Genomic DNA, 15381 nt, shown 5'->3' with positions numbered 1-15381 from the left:
TGTCCAAGGCGACAACAAGCTATGCGATCGCGAAAAAATGGCTGGCGCAAGCCGGCGGCGGTTGCGACGGCGTGATCGCCAAGCGGGCCGACCTGCCCTACCAGTCCGGTAACCGCGAGGGCATGCAGAAGATCAAGAATTTCCGTAGCGCCGATTGCGTCGTCGGTGGCTTCCGTTACGCGAGCAAGCCGTTGAAGGGCCGAAAAACGGTCGGATCGCTGCTGCTCGGTCTCTACGACGACAACGGGCTCTTGCACCATGTCGGCTTCAGTTCGGCCATCAAGCGCGAGGACAAGCCGACGCTCACGGCCAAGCTCGAAGCGCTGATCGCAAAGCCCGGCTTTACCGGCAATGCACCGGGAGGCCCAAGCCGCTGGTCGACCGATCGTTCGGCGCAATGGTGCCCGCTGAAACCGAAACTGGTCGTCGAGGTAGCCTACGATCATTTCAGCGGCGAGCGCTTTCGTCACGGCACTTCGCTGTTGCACTGGCGGCCGGACAAGGCGCCGCGGCAATGCACGTTCGACCAGCTGCGGCAGAAGTCGGCCGATCCCATCAAGCTGCTGGCGTGACGCGACTACACCGGCGGCGTGCCATTGGCCGACAGCACGTGGCCGGCAAGATGAAGCGATCCGGTGATCAAGATCCGGGGCGGCACTTCATAAGCGAGCTGCGCCACGGTTCGCAGCGCGGCTTCAACGCTGGCGGCGCATTCCACGCGCATGCCCAGGCCCCGCGCCGCATCCATCAGCCGGTCAATCGGCATCGCGCCTTCGCGACCCGGTATTGTCACGGCGATGATGTGGCGGGTGAGGCCGGCGAAATTGGCGAGAAAGCCGCCGGCATCCTTGTTGGCCATCATACCGACGATGACAACCAGCGGGCGCGGCACGCGCTCTTCGAGATCGCCGAGCGCGGCGGCCGCGACACGGCCGCCCTCCGCATTATGGCCGCCATCGAGCCAGATTTCCCCGCCGGCCGGGCCTTGATCCACCAACGGGCCCGGGCCGAGCCGTTGCATCCGCGCCGGCCATTCCGCGTTGACAACGCCGGCCTCGAAAGCCGCCCCGTCGACCCTGAATGCATCCACGGCGCGGAGCGCTGCAACCGCAAGCCCCGCATTGTCGAATTGATGGCGGCCGAACAATTTTGGCGCCCGGAGGTCGAGCAAGCCGCGCTCGTCCTGATAGACCAGGCGGCCGCGCTCGACGCTGACATGCCATTCCTCGCCGGCGCGATGCAGCGGCGCACGCTGGCGCTTCGCGACCTGCTCGATCTCGGCCAGCGCCTCCGGCTCTTGATGCGCGCAAATCACGGGAACGCCGCGCTTGATGATCCCGGCCTTTTCGGTCGCGATCGACCGCAGCGAGTCGCCGAGAAATTCGATGTGGTCGATCCCGATCGGCGAAATCACGCTGGCGACAGGAGCCTCGACCACATTGGTCGCGTCCAGCCGTCCGCCGAGCCCGACCTCGAGCAGCGCCGCATCGGCCGGATGGCGTGAGAACAGATCGAACGCTGCCGCGGTCTCGATTTCAAACAAGGTGATCGGCTCGCCGGCATTGGCGCGCTCGCAACGCTCCAGCGCGGCCGCTAGCTCCGCATCATCGACGAGGACGCCACCGCCCGCACGACCAAGCCGGTAGGATTCGTTGAGTCGCACCAGATGCGGCGAGGTGAAAACATGGACTCGATAAGCGGCCGCCTCCAGTATCCCGCGCAAATAGGCGATCGTCGAACCCTTGCCATTGGTGCCGGCGACATGGATGACGGGCGGGAGTTTGCGCTCGGGATGATCGAGCCGCTCGAGCAGCCGCTGCATGCGCTCCAGACCGAGGTCGATGCGCCTGGGATGCAGTTGCGACAGGCGCGCGATCAGGTCGCGATGCGGCACCGGAGAAAATCGCTCACGCGGATGGCGCGGCTGGCGCCATCTCGGCCGCGGACGGGATCGTCGCCGCTGTCGTCAGCGGCGGGGCGGCCTTCGTGGAGGTTTCAAGCGCCGGCGACTTGGTCAACAGGCGACACAGGCGCGCCAGCGTCGGGCGCAGTTCGTGGCGATGCACGACCATATCGACCATGCCATGGTCCTTCAGATATTCGGCGCGCTGGAAACCGTCCGGCAATTTCTCGCGGATGGTCTGCTCGATCACGCGTGCGCCGGCAAAACCGATCAGGGCGCCTGGCTCGGCGATCTGTACGTCGCCCAGCATCGCATAGGAAGCGGTCACGCCGCCGGTGGTCGGGTTGGTCAGTACGACGATGTAAGGCAGCTTCGCCTCGCGCAGCATTTGCACCGCAACCGTGGTGCGCGGCATTTGCATCAGCGACAGAATGCCTTCCTGCATGCGGGCGCCGCCGGATGCGGCAAACACAATGAACGGCGATTTTTTTTCGAGCGCGAGTTCAAGACCGCGCACGATCGCTTCGCCCGCCGCCATACCGAGCGAGCCGCCCATGAAATCGAAATCCTGCACCGCGACGACGACGGCCGCACCTTCAAGCTTGCCATAGCCGACCTTGACCGCATCGTTCAGACCGGTGCGGGCGCGCGCGTCTCTGACGCGGTCGACATACTTGCGCTCGTCGCGGAATTTGAGCGGATCGGCTTGCACCTCCGGCAGCGCGACATCGAACCAGGTCTCGTTGTCGAAGATCGACTTCAGCCGGGCGACCGCGCCCATGCGCATGTGATAGTTCGAGCCGGGAATGACGAACTGGTTGGCCTCGACGTCCTTGTAGAACACGAGCTGCCCCGAGTCCGGACACTTGATCCACAAATTCTCCGGCGTCTCGCGGCGCAGAATGTTGCGGATCTTCGGCCGGACGACATTGGTGAGCCAATTCATGGTTTGCTCCGGACTTCCTTCATGTGTCCTGATATATATGGCCTTCCCCGCAAGGCCGGGCAAGGCGGCGCTTAAAGCTATACGCTAGGGAAAGGTTACGGGTTATTTCGCGGCCCTGACGCCGGCCGACAGCGCGGTTGCCAGTTCGGCCACGGCACTAACGGTTTTCGCGGTCGCCTTGCCGTTCGCATCGAGGCTGCCACGCAAGGCATCGACCAAAGCGGTGCCGACCACGGCGCCGTCGGCATGAGATGCGATTGCTTGCGCCGCTTCCGGCGTGCGGATTCCGAAACCGACGCAGACGGGCAAGGTGGTGTGCCGCTTGATGCGGCCAACCGCCTCGCCGACCGCTCTGGAATCGGCGCTGGCGCTGCCGGTGATGCCGGTGACCGAGACGTAATAGACAAAGCCCGACGTGTTGGCGAGCACTGCCGGCAGCCGCTTGTCGTCCGTCGTCGGTGTCGCAAGCCGGATGAAGCTCAAGCCGGCCTTCAAGGCTGGCACGCATAACTCGTCATCCTCTTCCGGCGGCAAATCGACCACGATCAAGCCATCGACACCGGCGGATTTTGCGTCGATCAGGAACTTGTCGACGCCGTAAATATAGATCGGATTGTAATAACCCATCAGCACCAGGGGTGTGGCGTTGTCGCCTTTGCGGAATTCGCGCACTAGCGCCAGCGTCTTCTTCAAGGTCATGCCGGCATGAAGCGCGCGCAAGCCCGCCGCCTGGATCGAGGGACCATCGGCCATCGGATCGGTGAAGGGCATGCCGATCTCGATGACATCGGCGCCGGCTTTTGGCAGCGCCTTGATGACCTCGAGCGAGGTCTCGGGATCGGGATCGCCCGCCATCAGGAATGTGACGAAGGCCGAACGATTTTCTTTCTTCAGTTGCGCAAAGCGCGCATCGATACGGGCGGTCACTTGTTCTTCCCCCGCAGGATCTCGCCGACCTGCGGCACGTCCTTGTCGCCGCGCCCCGAGAGATTGACCACCATCAGATGATCCCTCGGCCGCGCCGGCGCGAGCTCCATCACCTTGGCGATGGCATGCGCGGGCTCCAGCGCCGGAATGATGCCTTCGAGCCGCGACAACAGCTGAAACGCGGCCAGCGCCTCGTCATCGGTCGCCGACAGATATTTGACCCGGCCGACCTCGTGCAGCCAGGAATGTTCGGGTCCGATGCCGGGATAATCAAGACCAGCCGAGATCGAATGGGCATCCTGGATCTGGCCGTCGTCGTCCATCAAGAGATACGTGCGGTTGCCGTGCAGGACCCCCGGCCTGCCGCCCGCGATCGAGGCCGCATGCAATTGCGTCAGGCCATGGCCGGCCGCCTCGACACCGAAGATCTCGACAGAGGGATCGTCGAGGAACGGATGGAACAGGCCCATCGCATTGGAGCCTCCGCCGATGCAGGCGACAAGCGAATCCGGCAGGCGGCCTTCGGCTTCCTGCATCTGCTTCTTGGTCTCCTCGCCGATCACCGACTGGAAGTCGCGCACCATCATCGGATAGGGGTGCGGGCCGGCGACCGTCCCGATGCAATAGAAGGTGTTGTGCACGTTGGTGACCCAGTCGCGCAGCGCCTCGTTCATCGCGTCCTTCAGCGTCTTCGTGCCCGATTGCACCGGGATCACCTTGGCGCCCAGCATTTCCATGCGGATCACATTGGGCTGCTGCCGCTCGACGTCGACGGCGCCCATATAGACGATGCATTCAAGACCGAATCGCGCGCACAGCGTCGCCGTGGCCACGCCATGCTGGCCGGCACCGGTCTCGGCGATGATGCGCTTCTTGCCCATACGGCGCGCCACCATGATCTGGCCGAGCACGTTGTTCACTTTGTGGGAGCCGGTGTGATTGAGCTCCTCGCGCTTGAAGTAGATTTTCGCGCCGCCGAGATGCTCGGTAAGCCGCTCGGCGAAATAAAGCGGCGAGGGCCGGCCGACATAGTGCTTCAGATGGCCGCTCATTTCGGCGTGGAAGGAAGGATCGGCCTTGGCCTCGGCGTAGGCTTTCTCCAGATCGAGAATCAGCGGCATCAGCGTTTCGGCAACGAAGCGGCCGCCGAAAATGCCGAAGTGGCCGCGCTCGTCGGGACCGCTGCGGTAGGAATTGGGAAGGGGCTTGGTCATCGAGCCATCAGTTCTTCGGTTGCGCGCGCCGCACGAATGAAGGCGCGGATCATATCGGGGTCCTTGATGCCGGATGCGCGTTCCACACCGGAGGAGACATCGACGCCACCGGCCCGTGTCACGCGGACGGCTTCCGCGACATTGCCGGCGTGAAGACCTCCCGAAACCATGAACGGCAGAGCAAGGTCAAGGTTCTCCAAAAGGTGCCAGTCGAACACGGCGCCCAGGCCGCCCGGCCGCGTCGCTTCCTTGGGCGGGCGGGCATCGAACAGGATGCGGTCGGCGACGTCAGCATAATCGGGAATTCGGTCCAGATCGCTCCGGGCCGCAATGGGCAAGGCTTTCATCACCCGGATGCCAGAAGCCTGCTTGATCGCCCTGACGGCATCAGCAGGCTCGCTGCCGTGAAGTTGAAGCCAATCCGGCCGTACCTGCTTTGCGATCTGGTCGAGAATCTTGTGTTCGGCATTGACGGTCAGAACGACAATTTCCGCCCGGCCCCGCGCAGCGTCAGCCAGCTTGCTGATCGCGGCCAAATCGACATGCCGCGGTGACGGGGAGAAGAACACGAACCCCACCATGTCCGCGCCGGCATCGAGCGCGACGTCGAGCGTCTCGCGCGTGGACAGGCCGCAAATTTTCACGATCAAAGACATGGGTTCAAAGGCAATGGTTAGGGGAGCTGAAAGCTCTCAACAGAGGCATTTGGCGCGGGTTCTACAACGTCGCGCCCTGCTTGTCTCGCTGATATCCGCCCGAGGCGGTCACAGCCGGCGGGCTCAGATCCCGCCGCCCGGAGGCCGCGACGCTGGCTCGCAAATCGGCCAGTTGCGCGCGCATTTCGCGGGCGTCTGCCTCGTGGTGCCGCGCCGCGCGGCGCCAGCGCCGCTGGCTGAGCCAGGTGGCCGAGCCGCCCGCAACAACCCCTAGAATGGCCACCGCAATGATGACTGCGAAGAGCGGCAGCGTAAATCCGAGCGCGGGATCGTTCGAATTAAACGGGTCGAGGGACACCGTGACCATATGACGGTTGGCAACCGCAAAGACGACGAAGATCACGCCGAGCGGGATCAAGATGACCGCATTGAAAAACTTGCGCATGGCCCTCTCGCTCGTTGAATCAAGCAGACCGTTGAATCAGGACGATGCGGGCTTTGGAGCCGCCGCACTAGCCGGCGGCGTCGGTTCCCCCGCTTTCGCGGTTCAGCCGTTCGCGCATTTCCTTGCCGGTCTTGAAGAACGGCACGCTCTTCTGATCGACCGGGACATGCTCCCCGGTACGCGGATTGCGACCCGCGCGCGCCGGGCGGTGCTTGACCGAGAAGGCGCCAAAACCGCGCAACTCGACCCGGTCGCCACGCGCCAAGGCTGCGACGATTTCATCGAGAATCGCGTTTACAATGTTCTCGACATCCCGCTGGTAGAGGTGCGGGTTGTGCTCGGCGATACGCTGGACGAGTTCGGATTTGATCATCGAGACGTGGACCTGGGAACATCAGGACCTGCATTTCCGTGAAAATGCGTTGAACTGTCAAGACGCTAAATCAATTTTGGCGCCAGCGAAATCACGTGACAAACGGCCTGATGCGGTATTGTGACAGCGGCAACACCCCCGCAACTGCAGTGCGGAAATTCGATCAAATGGAGCGGATTTGACGTTCGCCCGCCACGAACGGCTCAATTCACCCCCGCCGGCTGCCAGAGCGCGAGCATGCCTTCAAGACCGAGGCGGTCGGCGGCCTGCGCCATGCCGGTCTGCTCGATTTGCCGCGCGATCGCGCTCAAACCGAGCGCATCGAAGGTGACGGCGGCCGCGGTCCGCAGGAATGTCAGATCGCCGAAGCGCGGGCTCAGCTTGTAGTCGCGGACCGGCAGGTCGGCCTTGACGCCTTTTTGCGCGACCAGCCACGCCACCGCGGTTTTCTCATCGCCCAACTGATCGATCAGCTTCAGTTCGACAGCCTGGCGGCCGGTGAAGACGCGCCCATCGGATACTTTTTCGAGCAGGGCGTCATCCATGCCGCGCCGCTCCTTCACGAGGCCGCGGAACCAGGCATAGGAATCCTTCACCAGCGAATTGAGCGCCTCACGCGCTTCCGGACTGGTCGGCTCGTAGCCATTTGGAGCGGCTTTCAGCGGCGAGGATTTCACTTCCTCGACCTTCACGCCGACCGTCTTCAACAGTTCAGCGAAGTTCGGAAACTGGAACAGCACGCCGATCGAGCCGACCAGCGAACTCTGCTGGGCGATGATGTGGTCGGCCGCAATCGCGGTGATATAGCCGCCCGATGCCGCCAGGCCCTCGACCACGACGACCAGCGGCTTCTTGGCCTTCAGCCGCACGAGCGCATCATAGAGCTGCTCGGAGCCGGCGGTGGTGCCGCCCGGCGAATTGATGTGCACGATGACGGCGGCCGTTTGCGACTTCTCCAGCCGTTCCAGCGCTTCGACCCGTTCCTGGTTGCTGCGAATCAAGCCTTCGATGTTGATGCGGGCGATCGACCCTGCCGAGGTCAAGCTGCCTTTGCCGGGCGCAGCAAGGGTCGCAACCGCAATGATTGCCGCAATGGCAACGAGCGCTGCGACCACGCGCCAGAACGTCAGCTTGCGGCGAATCCGGCGGCGATCAACGATCACATCGGAATCAAGCGACATCGAAAATTCTCCCGGAAGCATGCGGTGACGCGGGCGGGGCGGTATTCGCGCCATATCCCTAAAATCCCGTGCCCTGATTACATCAATTCCCGCGCAATTTGAAGAAAACAAGACGCGCGGCGGGATTCTGGCAGTCCCATCCCTGTCATGCGGGCCAACGCGCGAATGCGCGTCCGATGACAGGCTCTGCGAAGCAATCGAGCCTCCGGGCCGTTCTGGATTGCTTCGTCGCTTCCGCTCCTCGCAATGACACGAAAAAGCAAAAGGCCCCGGTCGAAACCGGGGCCTTTCGTTGTCAGGCAACAGGCCCGACGCTTACTTGTCGGTCCGCTGCTTGAGCGCGGTGCCGAGGATGTCGCCGAGCGTCGCACCCGAATCCGAGGAGCCATATTGCGCGATGGCTTCCTTTTCTTCGGCGACTTCGAGCGCCTTGATCGAGACCTGCACCTTGCGGGCCTTCTTGTCGAACTGGATCACCCGCGCATCGACCTTCTCGCCGACGGCGAAGCGTTCGGCGCGCTGATCGTTGCGGTCGCGGGCGAGTTCGGAGCGCTTGATGAAGGTGGTGAAGTCGGTGCCGACGATCTTCACGTCGATGCCGCCTTCCTTCACGTCGAGCACTTCACAGGTGACAACGGCACCCTTCTTGACGTCGCCCGGCTCGGCGAAGGGATCGCCTTCGAGCTGCTTGACGCCGAGCGAGATACGCTCCTTTTCGACATCGACGTCGAGCACCACGGCCTTGACCATGTCGCCCTTCTTGAAGTTGTCGATCACCTGCTCGCCTGGCAGCTTCCAGTCGAGGTCGGAGAGATGGACCATGCCATCGACATCGCCTTCGAGGCCGAGGAACAGACCGAACTCGGTCTTGTTCTTGACTTCGCCCTCGACGGTCGAACCGACCGGGAATTTCTCCACGAACAGTTCCCAGGGGTTGCGCATGGTCTGCTTGAGACCGAGCGAAATCCGGCGCTTGACCGAATCGACCTCGAGCACCTGCACCTCGACTTCCTGCGAGGTGGAGACGATCTTGCCGGGATGCATGTTCTTCTTGGTCCACGACATCTCGGAGACGTGGATCAGGCCTTCGATGCCCGGCTCGAGTTCGACGAACGCACCGTAATCGGTGATGTTGGTGACGCGGCCGGTGAAGCGCGCATTGAGCGGATACTTCGCCTCGATGCCCTGCCACGGATCGTCCAGCAGCTGCTTCATGCCGAGCGAGATACGGTGGGTCTCGTGGTTGATCTTGATGATCTTGACCTTCACCGTCTGGCCGATGGTCAACACCTCGGTCGGATGGTTGACGCGGCGCCAGGCGATATCGGTGACGTGCAGCAGGCCGTCGATGCCGCCGAGGTCAACGAACGCACCGTAATCGGTGATGTTCTTGACGACGCCGTCGATCACCTGCCCCTCTTCGAGGTTCTGCACCAGTTCCTGGCGCTGCTCGGCGCGGGTCTCTTCCAGAACCGTGCGGCGCGACACCACGATGTTGCCGCGGCGGCGATCCATCTTGAGGATCTGGAAAGGCTGCGAGTTATTCATCAGCGGCGCGACGTCGCGGATCGGACGAATGTCGACCTGCGAGCGCGGCAGGAAGGCTACTGCGCCGTCGAGGTCGACGGTGAAACCGCCCTTGACCTGGTTGAAGATGACGCCGTTGACCTTTTCGTTGTTCTGGAACGCCTTCTCCAGCTTGCCCCAGCTTTCTTCGCGGCGCGCCTTGTCGCGCGACAGCACGGCCTCGCCGAGCGCATTCTCGATACGGTCGAGGAACACCTCGACCTCGTCGCCGACCTTGAGGTCGCTTTCACGGCCGGGCCCGGCGAATTCACGCAGCGCCACACGGCCTTCGGTCTTCAGGCCGACGTCGATGACGGCCATGTCCTTCTCGATCGCAACAACCTTGCCCTTGATGACGGACGATTCCTGAAGGTTGCCGCCGGCGAAGGATTCATCGAGCATCGCGGCGAAATCGTCGCGGCTCGGATTATAAGAAGTAGCAGTCGAAGCCATTTGTTCTCCAAATGCGGAAGATTGCCGGCAAGTCGCAGTGAATGGGCGCGTCGGACACGAAGGGTCAGGGTTTCCGCAAACTCTGACGACCGCCTCGCAAATCAATTGCGATAGCGGGCCGGCTGTTGGCCTTCCACGTTCGATGCGTTGAGTTATGTCCGGGGACGAATGATCTCGAAAATTCTGTTCGAGCTATCGACTTCAAAACCTACGGAGCGGGCTTTCCTCCAATGACGGCGCAAGGCTCAAACCTCAACGCCGGCCCGCTCGGACGGCCTCGACAATGTCGATGGCGGCCCGGACGCCGCCTTCTATATCCAAATGGGAGTTATCGAGCAAGTAAGCATCTTTGGCCGGTTTTAAAGGCGCAACGGCCCGGTTCTGGTCGCGTTCGTCGCGGGCCAGAATATCGGCCAGGATGACCGTCTCCTCGGCAGCCTCGCCGCGGGCGAGCGCCTCCAGTGTCCGCCGATGGGCCCGAATCTTGGGATCCGCGACCACGAAAATTTTCACCTCGGCATCAGGACATATCACCGTGCCGATATCGCGGCCGTCGAGCACCGCGCCGGGCGGCTTCGCCGCGAACTGGCGCTGGAACTCAATCAGGGCTGCGCGGACCTGAGGGATCGCCGAGACGATCGAGGCCGCTGACCCGACCTCGTGCGATTTGAAGGCGGGATTGTCGAACGTCCGGGGATCGAGATTGCGGGCCGCGGCGGCGGCGGCCACCTCATCCCTCAGGTCCTTGCCGGCGTTGATCAGGGCATATGCAACCGCGCGGTAGATCACGCCGGTATCGAGATGATGATAGCCGTAATGGGCCGCGAGACGCTTGGCGAGGGTGCCCTTGCCCGAGGCCGCCGGACCGTCGATGGCGATAATCATGAGAAGTCGGCCCCGAGCCCACGCATCATCGGGATAAAGTCCGGAAAGCTGGTGGCGATAAAGGCGGTATCATCGACCTTGACCGGCGTGTCGGCCGCAAGCCCCATCACCAGCGCCGACATCGCGATGCGGTGGTCCATGTGGGTTGCGACCATGCCGCCGCCCGGCACATGGCCGCGGCCTTCGACGATCAGGTCATCGCCCGATATCTCGACCTTGACCCCATTGACGTGGAGCATGTCGGCGGTGGCTTTGAGCCGATCGGATTCCTTGACCCGCAACTCGGAGAGGCCCCGCATGATCGTGGTGCCTTCGGCAAAGCTCGCCGCGACCGCCAGCACCAGATATTCGTCGATCATCGAGGGCGCGCGTTCCGGCGGCACTTCAACACCCCGCAGTTTCGAGCCGCGCACGCGCAACTGCGCCATCGGCTCGCCGGCATCGCCGCGCACATCGTTTTCCTCGATCGAGCCGCCCATTTCGCGCAGCGTGGTGAAAAGGCCCGTGCGCAGCGGATTGGTCATAACGTCGGAAAAAATCAGATCCGAGCCTTCGACGATCAGCGCCGCGACGATCGGAAACGCCGCCGAGGACGGATCGGCAGGCACGACCACTTTCGAACCGCGCAGTTCCGGCTGGCCTGACAGCGCAATCTTGCGGCCATGCTTGCCCTCCGCCGTCGAGACGATTTCCGCGCCGAAATGCCTGAGCATCAACTCGGTGTGGTCGCGGCTGGCTTCGTTTTCGATCACCGTCGTCACGCCGGGTGCGGCGAGCCCGGCAAGCAGCACCGCGGATTTGATCTGGGCCGAGGCGACCGGGGTCCGGTACAGGATCGGCAGCGGATCGCGCGCGCCGGTCAGGGTCAACGGCAGCCGGCCGCCCTCGCCGCCGGCGGTCACCTTGGCGCCCATCAATTCGAGGGGATCGAGCACCCGCCGCATTGGCCTCGACCGCAACGAGGCATCGCCATCGAACACGGCTGAGATCGGACAGCCGGCAACGGCTCCCATCACCAGGCGGCAGCCCGTGCCGGAATTGCCGAAATCGAGGGTCGCCTCCGGCTGGGCAAAGCCAGCGACCCCCACGCCCTTCACGGACCACGCAAAATTTCCGGTCCGCTCGACCTTGGCGCCCAGGGCACGCATCGATTTGGCGGTATTGAGGACGTCCTCGCCCTCCAGGAGACCCGAAATGCGGGTTTCCCCGACCGCAAGCGCGCCCAGGATCAGGGCCCGATGCGAGATCGACTTGTCGCCGGGAACGCGGACCCGTCCGGTCAGAGGACCGCTGCTGCGGGCCTCGAGAGGGGTTTTTTGGTCGGCGGGGCGATCCGAATGGGTCAAGATTGTGTCCTTTGGCGGCGTCGGTTCGGCGGTCAGCCGCGGAATGGGGTTCGCGAGCGGCTTTATCTCCTGCAAAGCACTATTGACAGCGGCGTGCCAACTAGCCAAGTGAAGCACCGCTTTAAAGATTCCCAGGATTGCAAACGTGGCCAAATCCGATCTCGGAACCAAACGCATTTGCCCCACGACGGGTAAGAAGTTTTACGACCTCAACAAGAGCCCGGTGATATCACCCTATACCGGTGAGGTGGTGCCGATTGCGCCCGTGGCTCCGGCCCGGGCTACCCGCAGCGATGCGCGCGCAAGCGCGGCCGCGGCAACCGAGGCGGCGGTCGAGCCCGTGGAGACCGAAGAGTTGGTCTCGCTCGAGGAGGCCGATGCCGAGGAGAATACCGGTAAGGTCAAGGCGCAGGTCCCTGAGTCCGAAGACGACATCGAGATCGATGAGACGATCGAGGGCGATGATGACGACGATTCGACCTTTATCGCCGACGAAGAAGAAGGCGATGAGGACGTTACCGACATCATTGGCGATGTCAGCGGCGACGAGGAGACTTGAGATCGGCCCTGATCTGTGATCAGGGTCATGTGACGCGCGTCCCCCAAGGCGTGCGATTCTAAACGGGGCCATAGCTCAGCTGGGAGAGCGCTTGCATGGCATGCAAGAGGTCGGCGGTTCGATCCCGCCTGGCTCCACCAGCCTTCGCTCGCTTCGCGAGCTACAGCTGGGCAGGCCCGGGAAGTTTCTCGTAGCGAAGTGAGCGAAGGCTGCCACGCCGTAAGCCTGAAAGGCGAAGGCGGGCCGTGAAATACGTCTACATTCTCGAAAGTCTGTACTCCGAGCATTTTTACGTCGGAATCACGGATGATTTGCGCGGTGGCGTTCGAACAATATCTGAAATCTGGTTCCGGCCGGTCGTTTGCAAAAAGACATTTTTAGCGTCCGTTCACCCCCGCCATGGCATTGAGCCGGTCGCGTAACGCCGCGATCTCGTCCCTGATCGCTGTAAGTTCCGCGACCGAGCACTGCGAGGCGGCCAGGATGGATGGCGGCACGGCGCGGGCCTTGTCTTTGAGCGTTTGGCCTTGCGCGGTCAGACCGATCAACACCTGCCGCTCGTCCTCGGTCGATCGGGCGCGCTTGATCAGTCCCGCTTGTTCCAGCCGCTTGAGCAGCGGGGTGAGCGTGCCGGAGTCCAGATAAAGCCGCTCGCCGATCTCCTTGACCGCAACGCCGTCGCGCTCCCACAGCACCAGCATCACGAGATATTGCGGGTAGGTCAGGCCGAGGCGGTCGAGCAGCGGTTTGTAGACCCGGTTGAACGCGTGGCTCGCCGAATAGACGGCAAAGCAGATCTGGTTGTCGAGCTGGAGCAACGAGTCAGCGGATGGGGGCTTTCGGGCCATTTCAGCACCATGGCGTGATTTCCAGTCATTTTGGGCCGACTTCGCCCCGGATTCAATTGCGAACAATTAAATGTGAAGCTAGGCTTTTTATATTGTGTACGATTGAATTGTTTGCAATACATATCGCGTCGACTACGACGAAACCCGAGGAGAGACCCCCAATGTCCGTGAACGTGCTCTACAAGACGCAAGCCAAGGCCACCGGCGGCCGCGACGGCCACGCCGCAACCCTTGACGGCGCGCTCGACGTCAAGCTCACCACGCCGAAGGAACTCGGTGGCGGCGGCGGCGCCGGCAATAATCCCGAACAGCTCTTTGCCGCCGGTTATGCCGCCTGCTTCATCGGCGCGATGAAATTCGTCGCCTCGCAAGGCGGCCCGAAGGTGCCGGCGGATGCGTCGGTGACCTCGACGGTCGGCATCGGCCCGCGCTCCGAAGGCGGGTTCGGCCTCGATATCGCGCTTGAAGTCTCGCTGCCGGGATTGGCGAAGCCGGACGCCGAGGCGCTGGTTGCGAAAGCCCATCAGGTGTGCCCCTACTCCAACGCGACGCGCAACAATATCGACGTGCGCCTGACCGTGGTCTGATCACATGAAGGCGGCCCTATCCTTTGCGACGGGCCGCCTCGTTTTCGGAAGGGGCGGTCTGCCTCGAAAAGCCGTTGATGCCGGTCACGAAGACCGCTAGCTCTGAAATCTTCATTTGAAGAACTCGAGCGAAGGTTTTCGATGATTGAAGCCAATTCGGGCGCGATGGCGGGCCTGCGCGTGATCGATCTCACGCGCGTGCTCGGCGGCCCCTTCTGCACCCAGATTCTCGCCGATCACGGCGCCAACGTGATCAAGGTCGAGCCGCCTGCGGGCGACGAGGTGCGCGACTGGGGACCTCCCTTTCACGACGACGACGCGGCGTATTTCGTCGGCATCAACCGCAACAAGCGTTCGATCGGGCTCGATCTTGCTTCCGAAGGCGGCCGCGCCGTGCTGATGAAGCTGCTGGAGGGCGCTGACGTCCTGATCGAAAACTTCAAGCCCGGCACGCTCGACAGATGGGGCATTGGCAACGATGTCCTGCGCGCGAAATTCCCCAGGCTCGTTCACTGCCGCATTTCCGGCTTCGGCGGCGACGGCCCGCGCGGCGGCAATCCCGGTTATGACGCGATCATCCAGGCGATGACCGGGATGATCATGGCCACCGGCTCGCCGCAGTCCGGGCCGATGCGGATCGGCGTTCCCGTCGTCGACATCACGACCGGCCTTTACGCGGCGATCGGAATCCTGATGGCGCTGTCGGAGCGAGAGCGCTCAGGCCAGGGCCAGTTTCTCGAAACCACGCTGTTCGAGACCGGACTTGCGGTCATGCATCCGCACAACGCGAACTATTTCATGCACGGCAGGCCGCCGGCGCTCACCGGCAACGAACATCCGAATCTCGTGCCCTATGCGATCTTTCCGACCCGCACCGACAACATCTTCATCGGCGTCGGCAATGACGGCACCTTCCGCAAGCTCTGCAAGGAGATCGGCAAGGAGGATCTCGCCTCCGATCCGCGCTTTGTCCGCAACCGCGATCGCGTTGCCAACCGCGAAGCGCTGCGCGAGGAGCTTGCCGCCGTGTTCAGCCAGTACGAGGCCGAGCCGCTGTGCGATCGTCTGCTCGCCGCGGGCCTGCCGGCAGGTCCGGTGCAGTCGATCGACAAGGCACTGACCAGCGCCCATGCCGCCCACCGCGGCGATGTCATCGAGAAGGACTGGTACAAAGGTGTGGCTTCGCCGGTCCGCATGGGACGGAGCAAGCCGAGCTTGCGCCACCTGCCGCCGAAATTCGGCCAGCACACGGCTGAGGTGCTCGCCGAGTTCGGCTACTCGAACTCCGAAATAGAAGCCTTGAAGACGGCCGGCGTGATCGCGGCCCAGCGCCGCCGCTAGCGGGGCCACCGCCTTGGTAATGCTTCGGAAAGGCTTTTAGGCAAGGCTCGGACGGGGCATTTGGGGCGCTTGAACCGCCCCGATTTATGCCCATATTGGTCAGTGATCGGAGGGTGAATCCACCTTCAGGTCATCTGGGGTGCCGCAAGGG

Annotated in this window: 15 protein-coding genes, 1 tRNA gene and 1 pseudogene; 5 read left to right on the top strand and 12 right to left on the bottom strand. The window is 63.1% G+C overall.

Going from position 1 to position 15381, the window contains the following annotated elements:
* Window positions 1–572: pseudogene (locus VFL62_RS04065) on the top strand (ATP-dependent DNA ligase); the annotation flags it as partial.
* Window positions 573–577: 5 nt separating this feature from the next.
* Here VFL62_RS04065 and VFL62_RS04060 read toward each other — a convergent pair.
* The 11 genes from VFL62_RS04060 to aroA all read right to left on the bottom strand — a co-directional run bounded on the left by VFL62_RS04060 (window position 578) and on the right by aroA (window position 11895).
* Window positions 578–1822, bottom strand: a complete 1245-nt coding sequence (locus VFL62_RS04060) for a folylpolyglutamate synthase/dihydrofolate synthase family protein (RefSeq protein ID WP_325171092.1) — start codon at window positions 1820–1822, stop codon at window positions 578–580.
* 85 nt (window positions 1823–1907) lie between these two features.
* The gene (gene accD, locus VFL62_RS04055; RefSeq protein WP_325171091.1) at window positions 1908–2849 is read right to left on the bottom strand and encodes an acetyl-CoA carboxylase, carboxyltransferase subunit beta; all 942 of its coding nucleotides are present in this window, start codon (window positions 2847–2849) and stop codon (window positions 1908–1910) included.
* Window positions 2850–2951: 102 nt separating this feature from the next.
* Window positions 2952–3776 carry a tryptophan synthase subunit alpha gene (gene trpA / locus VFL62_RS04050; RefSeq protein ID WP_325171090.1) on the bottom strand — a complete coding sequence of 275 codons (825 nt, stop codon included), beginning with the start codon at window positions 3774–3776 and terminating at the stop codon, window positions 2952–2954.
* Complete coding sequence (gene trpB, locus VFL62_RS04045) at window positions 3773–4990, bottom strand: tryptophan synthase subunit beta (RefSeq protein WP_325171089.1); 1218 nt, start codon at window positions 4988–4990, stop codon at window positions 3773–3775. Before trpB ends, trpA begins: the two co-directional genes overlap by 4 nt.
* Complete coding sequence (locus tag VFL62_RS04040; RefSeq protein ID WP_325171088.1) at window positions 4987–5646, bottom strand: phosphoribosylanthranilate isomerase; 660 nt, start codon at window positions 5644–5646, stop codon at window positions 4987–4989. Before VFL62_RS04040 ends, trpB begins: the two co-directional genes overlap by 4 nt.
* A 61-nt stretch (window positions 5647–5707) precedes the next feature.
* The gene (locus VFL62_RS04035; protein WP_325171087.1) at window positions 5708–6091 is read right to left on the bottom strand and encodes a lipopolysaccharide assembly protein LapA domain-containing protein; all 384 of its coding nucleotides are present in this window, start codon (window positions 6089–6091) and stop codon (window positions 5708–5710) included.
* Window positions 6092–6158: 67 nt separating this feature from the next.
* Complete coding sequence (locus tag VFL62_RS04030) at window positions 6159–6464, bottom strand: integration host factor subunit beta (protein WP_325171086.1); 306 nt, start codon at window positions 6462–6464, stop codon at window positions 6159–6161.
* Window positions 6465–6667: 203 nt separating this feature from the next.
* The gene (sppA, locus tag VFL62_RS04025; RefSeq protein WP_325171085.1) at window positions 6668–7645 is read right to left on the bottom strand and encodes a signal peptide peptidase SppA; all 978 of its coding nucleotides are present in this window, start codon (window positions 7643–7645) and stop codon (window positions 6668–6670) included.
* Between the two features lie 315 nt (window positions 7646–7960).
* Window positions 7961–9664: a 30S ribosomal protein S1 gene (gene rpsA / locus VFL62_RS04020; RefSeq protein ID WP_325171084.1), complete on the bottom strand. Its 1704-nt coding sequence runs from the start codon at window positions 9662–9664 to the stop codon at window positions 7961–7963.
* A gap of 252 nt (window positions 9665–9916) precedes the next feature.
* Window positions 9917–10549 (bottom strand): (d)CMP kinase, encoded by a 633-nt coding sequence (cmk, locus tag VFL62_RS04015; protein ID WP_325171083.1) that lies wholly within the window; start codon window positions 10547–10549, stop codon window positions 9917–9919.
* Window positions 10546–11895 (bottom strand): 3-phosphoshikimate 1-carboxyvinyltransferase, encoded by a 1350-nt coding sequence (aroA, locus tag VFL62_RS04010; RefSeq protein ID WP_325171082.1) that lies wholly within the window; start codon window positions 11893–11895, stop codon window positions 10546–10548. Before aroA ends, cmk begins: the two co-directional genes overlap by 4 nt.
* Window positions 11896–12040: 145 nt before the next feature.
* Between aroA and VFL62_RS04005 the strand changes: the two genes are divergently transcribed.
* Both VFL62_RS04005 and VFL62_RS04000 read left to right on the top strand, forming a co-directional pair.
* Window positions 12041–12454, top strand: a complete 414-nt coding sequence (locus VFL62_RS04005) for a TIGR02300 family protein (protein WP_325171081.1) — start codon at window positions 12041–12043, stop codon at window positions 12452–12454.
* Between the two features lie 64 nt (window positions 12455–12518).
* Window positions 12519–12594 (top strand) — tRNA-Ala (locus tag VFL62_RS04000).
* Between the two features lie 237 nt (window positions 12595–12831).
* Here the strand turns inward: VFL62_RS04000 and VFL62_RS03995 are convergent.
* Entirely contained in the window at window positions 12832–13302 is a 471-nt protein-coding gene (locus tag VFL62_RS03995; RefSeq protein ID WP_325171080.1) for a MarR family transcriptional regulator, read from the bottom strand.
* A gap of 161 nt (window positions 13303–13463) precedes the next feature.
* Here VFL62_RS03995 and VFL62_RS03990 point away from each other — a divergent pair, with 161 nt between their 5' ends.
* The gene (locus tag VFL62_RS03990; protein ID WP_325171079.1) at window positions 13464–13889 is read left to right on the top strand and encodes an organic hydroperoxide resistance protein; all 426 of its coding nucleotides are present in this window, start codon (window positions 13464–13466) and stop codon (window positions 13887–13889) included.
* A 141-nt stretch (window positions 13890–14030) separates the two neighbouring features.
* Entirely contained in the window at window positions 14031–15230 is a 1200-nt protein-coding gene (locus VFL62_RS03985) for a CaiB/BaiF CoA-transferase family protein (RefSeq protein WP_325171078.1), read from the top strand.
* Window positions 15231–15381: the final 151 nt, after the last annotated feature.

This window comes from Bradyrhizobium sp., assembly GCF_035701725.1.
Taxonomy (GTDB): domain Bacteria; phylum Pseudomonadota; class Alphaproteobacteria; order Rhizobiales; family Xanthobacteraceae; genus Bradyrhizobium.
The sequence above is the reverse complement of the archived record's forward strand: the minus strand, read 5'-3'. Positions and strand labels throughout refer to the sequence as shown.